The sequence below is a fragment of the Flavobacterium aquidurense genome, assembly GCF_001404985.1.
Classification (GTDB): domain Bacteria; phylum Bacteroidota; class Bacteroidia; order Flavobacteriales; family Flavobacteriaceae; genus Flavobacterium; species Flavobacterium aquidurense_B.
Genome location: NZ_JRLF01000009.1, coordinates 309,561 through 327,464 on the forward strand (window position 1 = coordinate 309,561; position 17,904 = coordinate 327,464).

Sequence of the window (17,904 nt, forward strand, 5' to 3'; positions counted from 1 at the left end):
CTTAATTCATTTTTAATAAATCGGGTGTTGCTTTATGCTTTCACCCGATTTAGAAACTCAACAAAAACTTATTTTTATCCCTTGCTGGGATTATTTTTTTTGCCACAGATTACACAGATTCAAATGATTTTTTTTATTCTCTCGCAAATTTGGCAGATTTTAATCTGTAGCTGTATTTTTTACTAATCTTAAAAATTAAAAAAAAATCTGCCAAATCTGCGAGAACAAAACTCTTTAATCTGTGGCTAACTTTTCTATTTTATCCACTCTGTTTTTAGAGTCGTTTTTCCTTGTAATGGGTTTGAAGTTACGTCAAAATTGTTTCCGGATTTTGTAACTTTTATTTCTTTTACTGAATCTCCGTCTGGTAAAAATACTTTGGCAGTAGCCAAAGTTGTTTTATCACTTGCGTAAACTTTCAAAGTTAATTTGCTCCAATCCATGTCTTTTGTAGATTGTGCTAAAGCGATGTGAGGCAATGCAGTTCCGTCTTTTACTAAAACTACAATTGGCACTTCTCCTGCTTTGATTTTATGCCATCCTGATTGGTATACTTTTTTGGTTTGGTAATCAATCCAGGTTCCTTCCGGAAGATACACATCTCTTTCTGTAACTTCTTCAAAAAGTGGCGCAACCAACATACTTGAACCAAATAAATATTCATTATCTACCAACCAAGCGCCCGGATCATTTGGATATTCTACAAATAAAGCACGCATCATTGGTAATCCTTTTTGCGAACTTTCTTTGGCCTGAGCGTAGATATATGGCATTAATTCGTAACGCATATTATCGGCTTTTCTAAATCCTTCAAGGAAATCTTTGCTGTACAACCAAGGTTCGCGCGGAGGTTCGCCGTGACTTCTTACGTGTGAAGTAAACATCCCGAAAGGTGCCCATCTTCTGTATAAATTCTCCGGTGATTTTGTTGCAAATCCTCCTACGTCATGACTCCAGAAACTGAATCCGCTTAATCCTAATGAAAGTCCGCCGCGTAATTCTGCTGACATTGCGCCGTTTGTAGTTTCGGCATCTCCACCCCAATGTAATGGATAACGTTGAGATCCTGCCCACGTACTTCTTGCCCAGATTAAAGTGTATCCTTTTTCTTTCTGAGTAATTTCGGCAACAGCCTTATTATATCTTAACGGGTATAAATTGTGTTCGTAAAAACCTGTTCTTCCTGAATGGTAAATTCCGTCTGGCGGAGCTGCTTCTCCAAAATCTACTTTGAAAACCGCTACTCCCTGATCGAATAAATGTTTCAGTTTTGCCTGATACCAGGTTACCGTTTCAGGATTTGAGAAATCAAGAACGGCATCTTCATACGGAAGATTTCCTTTGCGATCTCTTACCGCTAAATTTTTATCCATGATTTCATCAAACAATGAATTCTTTGGTGAGAAATAAGGCAATTGCCATAAACAAACCTGAAAACCATCTTTCTTTAAATCGGTCATCATTTTTTGAGCATCCGGGAAACGCGCTTTTGCAAACTCATAATTGTTTCTCCAGTCTACATCGAACCAACCGGTATCAAAGTGAATTACATCTGTTGGAATTTTATATTTACGCAAATCTCTTGCCACATCCCTTCCTTCTTTTTCAGAGAAATAAGTGATTCTGCTCATCCAGAAACCAAATGACCACAGTGGTGGCATCGCTGCTTTTCCGGTTAAATCTGTATATTGATCCAGAACGTCTTTTGGTTCCCCGATAAAGAAAAACAAATCGGCTTCGTCATCACCAATATACATTTCGTTTGCACTTGAATAATATCTTCCGAAGTCTACTGTGATCGGTGTCGAGTGGTGCATGAAAACCCCATAACCACGGCTGCTCATATAAAACGGAACAGGTTTGTACATCGTTTCATTCTGAATTCCATTGGCATCATCTGCCCACAACACTACTTTTTGTCCGCGTTTGTTGAATTGTGTGAATGATTCTCCACAACCAAATATTTTTTCGTCCGGTTCTAAGCTAAAAGCAGCTCCCATACTTCTGGAATAATCACTGTTTCTACGCACATATGAGAACGGAAGTGTTGGTGTATAGGTATTTTTAAAATCAGAATCATGAAGTGTACTTGTCAACAATTTTCCGGTTTCATCGTAAATTTTTACGTGCCAAGGTTTGGTCAAGATTTCTACTCTTCCGTGTTTGCTGGTATAACTGTGACCGCCTTCTATTTTAGAATATTTCCATAATTCAGGATGATTTGGCGCAACACCATTTATCAACATTAAGGATTCTTTTTCAGGGTGAAATTGTGGCCCTGAAGTAGTTTTGATTCTAATGGTTCTGTCTGAAACAAACTGAATTTGAAACGGTAATTCAGGAGATGCCTGATATTCTGTTGTTGGAAATTCATTTGCTGCAACAGTATCAGGCTTCATCATCATATTGTTGAAAGCCTGACGTGTTTTGTAATTGTATCTCAAATATTTTAAAGTTCCTTTTCCTGTTGCAGGATCAAAGGCTGTAAGTTCATCGGCAAAATAAAAAGTATTCAGATAATTCTGAAAATCCTTGCTGATATCTATTGGAGCATTTAGCACATCTGCGTTCTGAATTTGTGCTGATGCTTTTGGCGAAAGCAACAATCCAAAACCCATGAATAGAGATAAAGAAGCTATCTGTATTTTTTTCATTGTGTGTTTTTTAGTTTTATTAATAGTGGTTTATTCTACTGTAATTACGATTGTAGCTTGTTTTAGCCCATTTGCCTTAGCGGTCAATTCTAATCTTCCTGTTTTAGTTTCAGACTGAACAATGACTAAACATTTTCCGTTAAGGGCTGTATGTTTTGAACCTTTGTATGATTCATGACTAACGGGATCTCCGCTGCAAACGCCTACAATTTTTCCGTTTCCTTTTAATGAGAAATTAATTTCGTTATTGGCATTTGGCGCCAAAATTCCTTTTGCATCTAGAATATCTACGGTTACAAAAGACAAATCATTTCCATCTGCTTTAATGGTACTTCTGTCTGCCGTAAGTTTCAATTTTGATGGATCTTCGGCTGTTTTAATTTCGCTTTCTAAAACTGTTTTTCCGTTTTTACGGGAAATTGCTTTTAGTGTTCCGGGTTGAAAAGGAATTCTCCACATTACATGTAAATCGTCTCCTTTTTTACTGCGAACTCCAACTGATTTTCCGTTAAGGAAAAGCTCAACCTCATCTGCATTGTTATAATATGCCCAAATATCTACGGTTTGTCCTGGTTTCCAGTTCCAATGTGGAAAAATGTGAAGAACAGTTTTGTCTGTCCATTCGCTTTGGTACATATAATACACATCTTTTGGGAAACCTGCCAAATCTACAATTCCGAAATACGAACTTATTGATGGCCACTCATACGGAGTTGGTTCTCCTATATAATCGAACCCTGTCCAGATGTACATTCCGGAAAGGAAATCGTGTTTTTTAATGACTTTCCAGGTTGCTTCGTGCGTTGAACCCCAAGGTGTTTGTACCTGATCGTAAGCTGAAACGGTGTTGCCCGGATTTCCTTCGGTAAATTTAAGATCCCATCTTACCGGCCATTTTTTAATGGTGTCTGAAACTGCATCATAATATCCGCGGGTTTGTAAACCTGAAGTAGTTTCTGTGGCGATAAAAGGAATTCCTGGAAAATTCTGTTTGTGATATTCATACGTTTGATGCGCATAATTATATCCAATAATATCCAAAGCACCTGATTTTGCAATTTTATTGTATTGAACAGCTGCTTTTTCAAATTGCAAATTAACTCCGTCAAGATTCATATTCACAGGCGGATTCATTGCTGCTGTAATTGGACGTGTTTTATCATACTGACGTGTAATTGCAGCTAATTCCTTTGCGATTGTTACACCATCTTCGTTCCATTGTTCAGGAATTTCGTTACCAATACTCCACATAAAAATACTTGCATGATTACGATCGCGCAGCAATTGATCGATTAAATCCTTCTTGTGCCATTTGTCCCAATCATTACCGTAATCGTATTTGGTTTTGGTTTGTTTCCACATGTCAAAAGCTTCATCCATAACAATGAAACCCATTTTATCACACAATTCTAAAAGTTCCGGAGCGGGAGGATTGTGTGAAGTCCTGATTCCGTTCACGCCCATTTCTTTCATGATTTCAAGCTGACGTTCGATAGCGCGTGTATTGATTGCTGAACCTAACGGACCTAAATCATGGTGTAAACAAACTCCTTTTATTTTTACTTGTTTTCCGTTAAGGATAAAGCCTTTATCTACATCGAATTTAAAATTCCTGATTCCAAAATCAGTTTTATATTGATCGACAATCTTATCATCTACCGAAATTTCTGTAACAGCGGTGTACAATTCCGGTTTTTCGACTGACCATAAAATTGGTGTTTCAACTTGGGTTTGCTGTTTAATGGTTTGATTGGCATTTGCAGCAATCGTTATATTTTGAGTAACCGAGGTTACTTTGGTATCTTCTTTAAAAATAGTGGTGGTTACTGTTGCTTTTTTTGAAGCTGTATTTTGGTTCTGAATGGTAGTTTCAAAACTTACCGATGCTTTTTCGGCAGTAACTTTGGGTGTTGTCACATAAGTTCCCCATTGCGCAACATGCAATTTATCGGTGGTTTCGATCCAGACATTTCTAAAAATTCCTGATCCTGAATACCAACGTGAGTTAGGTTGTTTTGAATTGTCAACCTTTACAATAATTTCATTGTTTTTGTCTCCATAATTCAAGTATGGAGAGATTTCATATTGAAAACCAATATATCCGTTTGGACGTTTTCCTAAATAATGTCCGTTTATCCAAACCTGACTATTTTTGTAAACGCCGTCAAAAGTAATTGAAGTTATTTTTGTGCTGTCTTCAGCATTTACTTTAAATGTTTTTTTATACCAGCCTAAACCTCCGTTAAGGGCGCCGCCACCATATCCGGCAGGACTTTTTTCGTCAAATTTTCCTTCGACACTCCAATCATGCGGAACGTTTAATGTTCTCCATTTTGTGGATGCTCCAATAGTATCTTTATCTTGTATACTATCATTTAAATGAAAACTCCAATCTGAATTAAAAGAAACTTTTCTATCGCTAAAATCATCCTTTTTTTTGCTGCAGGAACCCAATAAGGTAATTGCGAGCAGCATTAATAATGCTAATCCACTGTTTAAATATTTTTTGTTATGCTTCATTTCGAGAGGATTTTATTATATTAAAAACAAATATAAACATACCGATAAGTGACTTTACCAATCCCTTATCGGCAGTTTTATATCTTTAAGTACTTACGGTTTTGGCTTGTAATGAAAAACAATCAAACAAACTCCTTCACCTTTTCTACTTTTATCTCTAATAACTCCTAAACGTAATGATGTCGCAGTAAGTTCTACTACTTTTACACTAGTCCAGTTGGTAACATCACCATGATAGTCTCCTCCGTAAAGCATTTCTACTCCACCATTAAAGGCTAATTTATTGTTTACAACATCAAATGAATATGTTCCTGATTTTGCGGTTTGTCCATCAGTTTCAAGAGCGGTTTGTTTTACACTTGTATTATAATTTCCGTTTAGGTCAAAATGCATTTCTCCCCAGTTTTTACTTGGCATAACCCATGAGTTTCCTGCATAATCCGGAAACCAGTTCCAATAATCTGTTCCTTTTGGATTATTAGGATAATCTAAACCGGCCCATCCTACAGGATCAATAAAATCTAATACCCATGTTTTACCTGCTTCTCCATTAGAAAGCATGTTCCATTTTGGATCTCTAAAATACGTTTGATCATTTTTAGAAATATTTACCACAACCGGAGCTGCATCTACAGAACCACCTCTTGTATAAGCGGTGTAATAAACAGTGTATTTACCAGCAAAAGGAAAAACAATCTGATCATCACTTTTGTTTGAATGCCCTAATTCGTTGCCATTTGCATCAACATATCTCCAATATGCAATAACATTTGGATCTGGATTTTTTAAAATCACTTCATTTTCATTGGCTGTATTTTGAGTTACCGAAAATTTAATTGTTTCCGGTGTCAAACTTACAGCCGGTAAGCTGTCACGATCTTCTGCAGGCTCACATGAAAACAATCCTGAGCCTATGGTTACTGCAGCTATTACTATATATAATATACGTTTCATAATCATTTTTTTTTTAGTTAATTACCAACCTGGATTTTGTTGAATAGTACCATTAGAAAGTACAATTTGAGATTGTGGTAATGGCAGCCAACCTAACGTTTCTTTTCTAAAAGTCACATTAAACTGAGCATCAGTTCCTGTGTTGTCTATTGCCGCTTTTGCAACATCTACACCTTGTCTGATTAAGTCAAAATAACGTTGTCCTTCAAGTGCCAATTCTAAACGGCGCTCTTCCATAATAACTGCTTTAGAAACTGTTATTCTATGAGTTGTACTTTTAAAAGCACGGTCACGAACTTTATCTAAATCGGCTTGAGCCAATGCGTTATTTGTGCCTAAATTCAATTCAGCAGCCATTAACAAAACATCTGCGTAACGAATAATTGCATAATCCTGATAGTTGTCAATCTGGAAATTTCCTCCGTTAACCTCTACAATGGCTGTTCCTGCTGCATTGGTAATTGGACAATATTTTTTCCATGAATATCCGGTGTACTGACGTTGCTCTCTGGCTTCGGCATTAAAATTCAAACCTTCGCCTGCATAATTTATAATCGTTGCATCTCTACGTGTATCTCCTGTTTCGTATGCATTGTACAATTTTGGGTTTACAGTTGCTCCACCCCAACCTGTTGCATATTTTCCTATTGATCCTCCACGAGGTGCAATATTTACCTGAAAACGGTTTCCTTCGTTTAAAGCCCAGTTTCCTTTTCCTGAACCATTAAAACGTACTGCCCAAACCATTTCGGTATTGTCTTCTCCGGCAAAATTTTCAAAAGAAGCTGCTAACCAAAGATTAGCAAAATCAGTCACCAAACCGTGTCCGCTATTGCTCACTACATCATTAATATACGTTGTTGCTTGTGCTTTTGTTACTACTCCGGCTAAATCAGCTTTTTTGTAATAATCTGTATAAAACAAAAATGTTCTTGCTAAATAAGCTTCGGCAGCCCATTTTGTAATACGTCCGTAATTTGCATTCCCTTTTTGAGAGTAGTTGTCATTATTTAAATTATCAGCAGCAAATTTCAAATCATTAGCAATTAAGGCATAGGTTACTTCAGCTCCTTGTCTTGGCAATTGAAACTCACTTGATGTAATTACGTGATCTAAAGGCACGATGTCACCAAACATTTTTGCAGCCTGAAAATGAAAATGTGCTCTTAAAAAACGAGCTTCAGCTTCGTATCTTGTTTTTAGGGCCGTGTCTGTTCCCCAGTTTATTTTATCAAGATTTGCCAATAAAATGTTAGCTCTGTAGATCCCTAAATAAGAGTTTTTCCAAACATCAGTATTCATGTCTTTATTGGTCACGAATAAAAAACGGTCCCATTCTACATCGGCCTGTGCATCAGCAACACCATATCCTCCAAAGCAGTCATCAGAAGCCTGCTCGCTAATCAGCAAAGGTCCTCCGTAAGCTTCACGCTGTAATACATCATAAATAGATACTAACCCCTGGTAAGCATCGTTTGGAGTTTTGTAAAAATTTTCTTCAACCTTAGTTGTAGAAGGTTCTGTGTCTAAAAAATCAGTCGAACAAGCTCCTAAAACGAACAAGCTTGAAACAGCAAATAATTTTATATATGTTTTCATCGTTTTCATCATTTAAAAGTTAACATTAAGACCCATCATGTATGTTCTTGGCTGCGGATAATATCCTACATCAATACCTTTTGCCCATGGTTGTGTCAGGTTACCATTACTGTCTCTGTTCGTGTTTCCAAAACCAATTTCAGGATCCATTCCCTGGTATTTTGTAAACGTAAACAGGTTGTTTGCCGCAACATACAATCTGAATTTGCTAAAGAAACTCAACTTGTTTGTTAATTTCGTAAAATCACATCCAATAGTAACACTTTTAATTCTGTAGAAATCTGCATTTTGAACATACAAATCAGAGAATTTAGTGTAGTTACCATTTGTATCTGCTCCGTAAGTTACTCTTGGAACTCTGTTAGAACTTCCTTCTGTAGTCCATCTGTTTAAAACATCTGTTGTATTGTTTGTATAGGCACGAGTTGGATCGTGAATACCAAAAACGTTTTGGCTTCCTGCAACACCATAAGTGTAAACAGATAAGTCAAATGCTTTGTATGAAAGATCAAAATTTAAACCATATGTAAAATCAGGATTTGGATTTCCGATTTTAGTTTTATCATCTGCATCAATTTTTCCGTCACCGTTTAAATCTACAAAACGAACATCTCCAGGTACTGCATTTGGTTGTACACCAGCAGCAACTTCAGCAGCATTCTGGAAAATTCCTGCTGTTTTTAATCCGTAGAAATAACCTATTGGCTGACCAACCTCAACACGGTTCATCTCATCTGTTCCCTGAAACAATAAGTTTGTTTCTCCGTGAATAATTCCTTCGCTGTTTGCAACTCTTAAAACTTCGTTTTCGTTATGCGAAATATTTCCGTTTACAGAGAAATTCCAGTCTTTTCCAAACTTAGTACGGTAAGCAAGCGAAAGCTCCACACCTTTATTCTGAATATCACCACCATTAATATAAGGAGCTGTTGCACCTGCATAAGTTGGGATAGAAGCAAGAACTAACCAGTCTTTTGTTTTCTTGTCGTAATAATCAAACGATAATGTAAAATTAGTAAACAATGTAGCATCAAAACCTAAATCTAACTGCTCTGATGTTTCCCATTTTAAGTTACGGTTAGAAAGCTGATCCGGGCTCGCACCTGTTTGCAATGTTTCGTCAGTTGTACCAAAATGATAGTTTTTATTATAAGAACTAATGGTTGACATATAAGAGAAAGCAGGTATCTGGTCGTTACCATTTTGTCCCCAGCTTGCTCTTAACTTAAGGTTATTTACTACTTTATTTTCCGGAAAGAAGCTTTCTTTATCCACGTTCCAACCTGCAGAAACTGATGGGAAATTTCCGTATCTGTTTGAGTCTGCAAAGTTTGATGAACCATCTCTTCTAATCGTTGCCGTAAATAAATATTTGTTATTGTAATCATACAACAAACGTCCAAAATACGATTGAATCGCATAATCAGCGCGGTTTCCTTTTACTGTATTTGATGTTTGATCTGTAGCATTGCTTAAATAAGCGTGTGCAAAATCATCAAAAGTTAAGTTTCTTCCTGTACCTTCCATAAAGTCAGACGTATTCTTTTTAGCAGATGTTCCTACTAATACATCAAAGTTATGTGCTCCTGCAACGGTAGCTTTGTACTGAACTGTGTTTTCAAAAATCCATCCTAATGATTTAGTGGCGTTTTGTGTTACACTTGAAACTGTATTATTATCATTTGAAGAAAGAGAATAAACCGGTCTGAATGAACGGTAATTACTATCTGTCATATCAACACCAAAACTTGTTCTGTAAGTAAAGTTTTTTAAGAATTTTAATTCTGCAAAAATATTCCCTACATAACGGTTCGATTTTGTTTCGTTGAAGTTATTATAGTATAAAGATCCTAATGGATTGCTGATATCTGCAGAAATAACAGAATGTGCGTAACCTCCGTTTTCATCATAAGCCGCATCGATTGGAGCTGCATTTAAGAAGCTTCTGATACCGTTGCTGTAAATTCCCTGATCTGCAACTCCTGAACTTTTAATATTTGCAAAAGAGAAATTTTCTCCAATTTTTAAATGATTTTCAATTACTTCCGAAGTTGAGTTTACATTGAAAGTAACACGATTATAATCAGATTGATTTGTTACTCCGCCAATTAAACCTTCTTGTCCATAATAAGATAATCCTGTAGAAATGGTAGATTTTTTATCTCCTCCGCTAATGGTAAGCGAGTGATTTTGTTTCATTGCACCATTATTGAACAGATCTTTCTGCCAATCGTGATTTGGAAAAGCTGCAATTTGAGCTTGTGAGTATAAAGGCGTTAAACCAGAATTTACACGAGCTTCATTCATAATAGTAGTATATTCTTGTGTGTTTAATAAATCCAGTTTTTTAGCTACTTGCTGAAAACCTGTGTAAGTATTAAAAGCTACATTTATTTTACCTTCTTTTCCTTTTTTGGTTGTAACCAAAATAACTCCGTTTGCTGCTCTTGCACCATAAATAGATCCTGCCGAAGCATCTTTAAGAACGTCGATTCTTTCTATCGCTGACGGATCAAGATATCCAATTCCGTTATCAACCACTACACCATCAACAACATAAAGCGGTGTGCTGTTTCCTGCTGTACCAACCCCACGAATGTTTACTGCCATTCCTGCGCCCGGCTGTCCTGAAGTCGAAGTAACATTTACCCCTGAAGCCTGACCTTGTAATGCATTTACAACATCAAGACTGGCAACGTTCTGAATATCTTTTCCAGATACCAGTGAAGTTGCGGCTGTATTTACTTTTTTCTTTTGAGTACCGTAACCTATAACTACAATTTCTTTAAGCTCTGCAGTTTCAGCACGTAACGTTACATTTATTTTTGTTTGTGTTCCTACTGTAATTTTTTGTGTTTTATATCCCATAAAACTAAATACCAGTACATCACCGGCTTTAGCCTCTATCTTATATAATCCATCAAAGTCAGTTGCTGTACTTGTTTTTGTTCCCTGGACCAAAACAGTTGCGCCCGGAACTCCCATATTGTCATCTGCAGATGTTACATTTCCGCTTACATATTTGGACTGCTCTTGTGCAAAACCAGACTGCATTGCAAAAACGCTTAGCAGCAGCGCCATACAAAACGGAAGCATTGTTGTTTTTATACAATATTTGCTTTTCATAATAATTAAGAATTGGTTAAATTTATAGTTAGTTACCTTATAATTTAATTTAGTATGCATTCGAAATGATTTGCTCGAATAATTCCTGTCTTCCACTTAATGGTTGAGGTTCTCCACTTGCACGTGCAATTTTGCTTAGATCTTCAAGGGTTAATTCTCCATTTTCGAACTTCGCTCCGTTTCCACCGTCAAATGAACTGTAACGCTGTGTGCGTAATTTTCTGTAATCTGTATTTTGTAGTATGTGATCTGCGCAGATTAATCCTCTTGCAAAAACATCCATTCCTGAAATGTGTGCAATGAATTTATCTTCTAAATCGATTGAATTTCTTCTCACTTTTGCATCAAAGTTTACTCCTCCACCCTGAATTCCTCCTCCTTCAAGAATTACTAACATAGCCTGAGTTACTTCCTGAAGATTAATTGGAAACTGATCCGTATCCCAGCCATTTTGGTAATCTCCTCTGTTTGCATCAATGCTTCCTAACATTCCGGCATCAACAGCTACTTGCAATTCATGCTCAAAAGAGTGTCCTGCAAGCGTTGCGTGGTTTACTTCAAGATTTAATTTAAAATCATTTTGAAGTCCGTATTTATTGATAAATCCTAATGAAGTCGCCGCATCAAAATCATATTGATGTTTGGTAGGTTCCATTGGTTTTGGCTCGATCAGGAAGTTTCCTTTAAAACCTTCTTTACGGGCATAATCTTTACAAGTATTTAAGAATCTTCCTAAATGGTCTAATTCTCTTTTCATGTCTGTGTTCAACAAACTCATATATCCTTCTCGTCCTCCCCAGAAAACATAATTTTCACCTCCTAAAGCAATAGTTGCATCAATTGCAATTTTTGCCTGAGCACCGGCATAAGCCAAAACATCAAAATTAGGATTGGTTGCTGCACCATTCATGTAACGTGGATTACTGAACAAGTTTGAAGTTCCCCATAACAATTTAATACCTGATTCCTGTTGTTTTTGTTTTGCATATTCAACCATGGTCTGAATACGGGTTTCAAATTCTGCTAATGTTGGGGCATCATCAACCACATCAACATCATGAAAACAGTAATATGGCAAACCTAACTTGGTCATGAATTCAAAAGCCGCATCCATTTTGTCTTTAGCTCTTAAAATTGCATTTTCATTTTTATCCCACGAAAATGTTTCAGTCGAAGCACCAAACGGGTCTCCTCCGGTATTACATAGCGTATGCCAGTAAGCCATCGAAAAACGCAAATGTTCTTTTAAAGTTTTCCCTGCAACGACACGATTTTCATCATACCATTTAAATGCTAACGGGTTATCGCTCTCTCTGCCTTCGAACTTGATAGTATCGATATTTTTAAAATATTGGTTGGTTGTGCTCATTATTATTGTTCTATTTTAATTTGATTTTTCCATTCCTGATATAAATCCTGATATTGTGTGGTCAGGATTTTGTTGGGCTCAATTCTGTCTAAACATTGCAATCCCTGAAAAGCTTCATCCAGCGAGTTGTAAAAACCCAATCCGTAAGCAGCTCCTCTTGCGGCACCTTCGGCACCGGAAGTATTGTATAACTCTAAAGTTGTTTGTGTTGTATTGGTAAAGATTTCCCTGAAAACAGGACTTAAAAACAGGTTTGAATTTCCTGCTCTCACTACAGTTCCGGAAACTCCTACAGATTTCATAACATCAAAACCATAATTCATGGCAAAGACGATTCCTTCGCAGGCAGCGCGCACCAAATGTGATGGCTGATGAATATTGAAATTTAAATTCTGGATTCCTGATGTTGCATTTTTATTATTGAAGATTCTTTCTACACCATTCCCAAAAGGATAAAAACGAAGCCCGTTGCTTCCGGCATCTACTTTTGCAGCCTCGGCATTTAGTTTTTCGTAGGCAATTAACTCGGATCTGTCAACTGACATGATTTTACGCAGCCATTGGTATAAAATTCCTGAACCATTAATGCACAGCATTACGCCATTTCGTTTTTCGACTTCCGTATTATTAACGTGTAAAAAAGTATTGATTCTGTTTTGTTTGTCGTAAGCATCCTGATCGCTAACAGCGTATACCACTGCTGAGGTTCCGGCGGTTGTAGCAATTTCTCCTGGTTTCAAAACATTTAGTGACAAAGCATTATTGGGTTGATCTCCTGCTCTGTAAGTAATTTTAGCATCAGGATTTAATCCTAATTCTTGCGCTATTTGAGGATGAATTGTTGCCTGAATTCCAAAATTTGAAACAATTTCAGGAACAATATCTGCTGATAATCCCATTTGAGAAAGGATTTCGGTTGCCAGTTTTCCTTCAGAGAAATTCCACAAAGCAGCTTCAGACAATCCTGAAGTACTAATTTGGGCCACTTTTGATAATCTCGCAGCAATAAAATCACCCGGAAGCATCATATATTTTGCTTTCGCGAAAACTTCAGGCTGATTTTCTTTTACCCATTTTAGTTTTGAAGCGGTAAAATTTCCCGGACTTCCTAAAATTTGTCGCTGAGAATTTTCAGCTCCCATTTTAGTATAGATTTCGTCTCCAATAATTGCGGCGCGGCTGTCACACCAAATAATAGAAGAACGAACAGGATTTAAATTTTCATCGGTTAAAACCAAACCGTGCATTTGATAGGCAATCCCAATTCCGGCAATCTTTTTTAAGTCGATATTAGATTTTGCACCTAATTGTTGGATTCCGTCTTTTACAAATTGCCACCAAGATTCAGGATCTTGTTCTGCCCAGCCAAATTTTAGGGCTACAATTGGCATTTCAAAATCAGGAACGCTAACCGCTCCAATGGTCGCTCCTTTTTCAGGATCGAAAACTGATAATTTTATCGAAGAGCTTCCTAAATCAATTCCTAAAAAAAACATTTGGTGGTATTTTAAGTTAGTTATAGATTTGTCCTTTTTAAACTTATAGTCAAAACGAACTTATCTTATGGTTAATTTGACTACAAGTGTAAAACATTTTTTCTATATTAACAAAATATTAGGGTTATTTTTTTTCAATTCTGATAATAGGAACTTCATTTTTATGAATACAATAAAATATGGTTCTAAATGGAATAAAAAAATATCAAAAAAATAACGAATTAGCAATTTGACAATCAGCGAATTAAGAATTAATATTTTAGAATGGCATTTTTAGCAGAATTCCAAATGATTGATTGTCAGAAAATTGTTCCGTTAAAAAAAATATAAAGCTTTTATAAAGGCTACTATTCATTTAATTTATTTAATTTGTCAAAATTTTAATAGTATATGGTTAAAAATGTATCTGACGATTCAGCTTTAAAAAGCGAGCAAACCGCAATGAACGCGATCACGATTGACTGTGTTATATTTGGTTTTGATAAAGGAAGTCTTGAAGTGCTTTTAGTACAACACGGAGAAGGAATCAGTAAAGGAAAATGGGGACTTCCGGGAGGTTGGATTTATAAAAAGGAAAGTACGGATAATGCTGCACATCGATTATTGAATGAACTTACGGGTCTTGACAATATTTATCTGGAGCAATTGAAAGCATTTGGAGATCCGGATCGTTTCCCGCTTCGACGTGTTATAACCATTGGTTATTATGCTTTGGTAAAAAGAGAAGATTACAACATTAAAGCCGGTTTTACAGCTTCTGATGCAAAATGGTATAAGATCAATAGTATTCCGGATTTAATTTATGACCATAACGAAATCTTATCTTATAGTTTAAAACATCTTAGAAACAGGGTTCGTCAGGCTCCGTTAGGATTTAATTTATTGCCTGAAAAATTTACTTTATTGCAATTGATGCATTTATACGAAGAAATTTTAGGAATCGAAATGGATAAATCTAATTTCAGAAGAAAAATTCTGCACATGAAATTATTAGTGGCTTTAGATGAAAAACAACAGGACGTTTCTCATCGGGCTGCAAAATTGTATAAATTTGATCCGGACATTTACAAAAAATTGACCGAAAAAGGATTTAACTTCGAATTTTAATGCATTTTTCCTCTTCTCAAAATATTCCGCAAACTACTACTATAATAACCAGAGGTTCAAAATCAGTTATAGATGGTATATCGCTCGACTGTGCCATATTTTCTTTTGATAAAAAAAACCTTGAGGTGCTTTTAGTACAACATGCTGAAGGAGCAAGTATTGGAAAATGGGGACTTTTGGGAGGAAATTTATATTTAGAAGAAAGTCTTGATAATGCAGCTCTTCGAATATTATATGAACTTACCGGTCTTGACAATATATTCCTCGAACAATTAAAAGCATTTACAGATCCGGATCGTGTAAAAAGTGAAAGAGTTATTACCGTTGGCTACTATACTTTACTCAATAGGGAAGATTATAATATTAAGGCAAGCGTTTCAGTAATTGAAGCTAAATGGCACAAGATCAAAGATGTTCCTGATTTAATTTTTGACCATAACGAAATTCTGGAATATAGTTTGCAGCAATTGCGTAATAGGGTTCGCAAAGCACCAATTGGGTTTAATCTCTTGCCTGAAAAATTTACGTTATTGCAATTAATGCATCTTTATGAAGAGATATTAGGAATTGAATTGGATAAATCTAATTTCAGAAGAAAAATACTGCACATGAAATTACTGGTTGCGCTGGACGAAAAGCAACAAGACGTATCGCACAGAGCGGCCAAATTATACAAGTTTGATCCCGAGATCTACAACAAGTTAACCGAAAGAGGGTTTAATTTCGAGTTTTAAAAAAAGCTTGACTATCAATTAAAAAGCTTGTGAGATTTGAGATAGCTGCATGGTTTGTTTTTATTCTTTTTTTTATAATCACGAACATTAATCTTCTTTTTAATAAAAACATTCCTTGAGTTTTTGATATTAACTGTACTATTGATTATAAATACATTACGCCTTCACTAGCCCGTTTCTATACGTAAAATTCAAAATCGAACAACTACATTCCAGAATCCAAAACTTTGCGCTATCTTTGCGCCTTAATAACCTGCTCTATAGCAATTGCTGCAGTGCAAATTTATACCCTGAAATTACATAAAACTCGTTTAGAGAATTGATATATTAAAATGAAGAAGATACGTAACTTTTGCATTATTGCACACATTGACCACGGTAAAAGTACATTGGCAGACCGTTTATTGGGCGCTACACAAACCGTTACAGCTCGTGAAGAAAAAGCACAATTGCTTGACAACATGGATCTGGAGCGCGAACGTGGAATCACCATTAAGAGTCACGCCATTCAAATGGAATATACTTATAAAGGAGAAGAATATATTTTAAACTTGATTGATACTCCTGGTCACGTTGACTTTTCATACGAAGTTTCAAGATCTATTGCTGCCTGCGAAGGTGCACTTTTGATTGTTGATGCTGCACAAAGTATTCAGGCACAAACAATTTCTAATTTATATCTGGCTTTAGAGAATGATCTGGAAATTATTCCGGTTTTGAATAAAGTAGATTTACCAAGTGCTAATCCTGAAGAAGTTAGTGACGATATCATCGATTTATTAGGATGTAAACTTGAAGATATTATTCATGCTTCAGGGAAAACAGGTTTTGGTGTTGAAAATATTTTAGCGGCCATTATCGAAAAAATTCCTGCTCCTAAAGGAAATAAAGAGGAACCATTACAAGCTTTGATTTTTGACTCGGTTTACAATCCGTTTCGTGGAATTGAAGTAATCTTTAGAGTTGTTAATGGTGAAATCAAAAAAGGGCAAAAAATTAAATTCATGGCCACCGGAAATGAATATTTTGCTGACGAGATTGGAACTCTAAAACTGAATCAGGTTCCTAAAAATGTTATTTCTGCAGGTGATGTTGGTTATTTAATTTCAGGAATTAAAGAAGCCAAAGAAGTAAAAGTTGGTGATACACTGACAGATGCTAAAACACCTACTACAAATATGATTACTGGTTTTGAGGATGTAAAACCAATGGTATTTGCCGGAATTTATCCTGTTGATACAGAAGATTATGAAGATTTGCGTTCTTCTATGGAGAAATTGCAACTTAATGATGCTTCGTTAGTTTTTACTCCTGAAAGTTCAGCGGCTTTAGGATTTGGTTTCCGTTGCGGATTCTTAGGAATGCTTCACATGGAAATTATCCAGGAACGTTTAGAGCGTGAATTCGATATGACGGTAATTACTACAGTTCCTAACGTTTCGTACCTGGCTTATACCAAAAAAGACCCTGAAACTGCATTTGTGGTAAACAATCCTTCTGACTTGCCTGAACCTTCTCGTTTAGACAGAGTTGAGGAACCTTTTATTAAAGCAACTATCATTACCAAATCTGATTTTGTTGGAAACGTAATGAGTTTATGTATCGAAAAACGTGGTCAAATCACGAACCAAACATACTTGACAACAGAACGTGTTGAATTGAATTTTGATATGCCTTTGGCCGAAATTGTATTCGATTTTTATGATCGTCTTAAAACGGTTTCTAAAGGTTATGCTTCTTTTGATTACTCTCCGATAGGAATGAGAACTTCAAAATTGGTAAAACTTGACGTTCTTTTGAATGCTCAAACTGTTGATGCACTTTCTGCATTGATTCACGAAGACAACGCGTACAACATTGGTAAAAAAATGACCGAGAAATTACGTGAATTGATTCCAAGACAACAATTTGATATTCCGATTCAGGCTGCAATTGGGGCTAAAATTATTGCTCGTGAAACGATTAAAGCGCTTCGTAAAGATGTTACCGCAAAATGTTATGGTGGAGATATTTCACGTAAACGTAAACTTCTTGAAAAACAGAAAAAAGGTAAAAAACGTATGAGACAAGTTGGAAATGTTGAAATTCCGCAAGAAGCTTTTATGGCTGTTTTGAAATTGAATGACTAGATTTTTTTAGAAGAAAGAATTTCAGAATAAAGAATCAAGAGAATAGAATATAGATATAACCCATGACGAAAGTTATCGGGTTTTTTGTTTTTATCAATTTAACAATAAATATAAATTCTTACCATTTTGGCAAAAAAACATAATAACTAAATGTGTTTTAAAAAGACTGACAAAGTTAAAACAGCCACAAATCACAAATACGCAACAATACAATAA

At 35.9% G+C, this 17,904-nt stretch carries 10 protein-coding genes; 3 read left to right on the forward strand and 7 right to left on the reverse strand.

Annotated features, from left to right (window positions below):
* Nucleotides 1-254 precede the first annotated feature (254 nt).
* The 7 genes from RC62_RS07420 to RC62_RS07450 form a co-directional block, all read right to left on the reverse strand.
* Nucleotides 255-2,654 carry an alpha-xylosidase gene (locus tag RC62_RS07420; RefSeq protein WP_055094093.1) on the reverse strand — a complete coding sequence of 800 codons (2,400 nt, stop codon included), beginning with the start codon at nt 2,652-2,654 and terminating at the stop codon, nt 255-257.
* Nucleotides 2,655-2,684: 30 nt separating this feature from the next.
* A complete protein-coding gene (locus RC62_RS07425; protein ID WP_082421238.1) occupies nt 2,685-5,174 on the reverse strand; it encodes a glycoside hydrolase family 2 TIM barrel-domain containing protein in 2,490 nt (829 codons plus the stop codon).
* A gap of 93 nt (nt 5,175-5,267) precedes the next feature.
* Nucleotides 5,268-6,128 carry a hypothetical protein gene (locus tag RC62_RS07430; protein WP_055094095.1) on the reverse strand — a complete coding sequence of 287 codons (861 nt, stop codon included), beginning with the start codon at nt 6,126-6,128 and terminating at the stop codon, nt 5,268-5,270.
* Between the two features lie 21 nt (nt 6,129-6,149).
* Nucleotides 6,150-7,727, reverse strand: coding sequence for a RagB/SusD family nutrient uptake outer membrane protein (locus RC62_RS07435; RefSeq protein ID WP_055094530.1), 1,578 nt, complete (start codon nt 7,725-7,727; stop codon nt 6,150-6,152).
* Nucleotides 7,728-7,739: 12 nt separating this feature from the next.
* On the reverse strand, nt 7,740-10,853 hold the full coding sequence (locus RC62_RS07440) for a SusC/RagA family TonB-linked outer membrane protein (RefSeq protein WP_055094532.1): 3,114 nt from the start codon (nt 10,851-10,853) through the stop codon (nt 7,740-7,742).
* Between the two features lie 49 nt (nt 10,854-10,902).
* On the reverse strand, nt 10,903-12,222 hold the full coding sequence (gene xylA, locus RC62_RS07445; protein WP_055094097.1) for a xylose isomerase: 1,320 nt from the start codon (nt 12,220-12,222) through the stop codon (nt 10,903-10,905).
* Nucleotides 12,223-12,224: 2 nt separating this feature from the next.
* Nucleotides 12,225-13,718: a xylulokinase gene (locus RC62_RS07450; RefSeq protein ID WP_055094099.1), complete on the reverse strand. Its 1,494-nt coding sequence runs from the start codon at nt 13,716-13,718 to the stop codon at nt 12,225-12,227.
* 390 nt (nt 13,719-14,108) lie between these two features.
* Here RC62_RS07450 and RC62_RS07455 point away from each other — a divergent pair, with 390 nt between their 5' ends.
* The 3 genes from RC62_RS07455 (at nt 14,109) to lepA (ending at nt 17,688) form a co-directional block, all read left to right on the forward strand.
* A complete protein-coding gene (locus RC62_RS07455) occupies nt 14,109-14,825 on the forward strand; it encodes an NUDIX hydrolase (protein ID WP_055094101.1) in 717 nt (238 codons plus the stop codon).
* Nucleotides 14,825-15,559, forward strand: a complete 735-nt coding sequence (locus RC62_RS07460; protein ID WP_055094103.1) for an NUDIX hydrolase — start codon at nt 14,825-14,827, stop codon at nt 15,557-15,559. Before RC62_RS07455 ends, RC62_RS07460 begins: the two co-directional genes overlap by 1 nt.
* Nucleotides 15,560-15,891: 332 nt before the next feature.
* Complete coding sequence (gene lepA / locus RC62_RS07465; protein ID WP_055094106.1) at nt 15,892-17,688, forward strand: translation elongation factor 4; 1,797 nt, start codon at nt 15,892-15,894, stop codon at nt 17,686-17,688.
* Nucleotides 17,689-17,904: the final 216 nt, after the last annotated feature.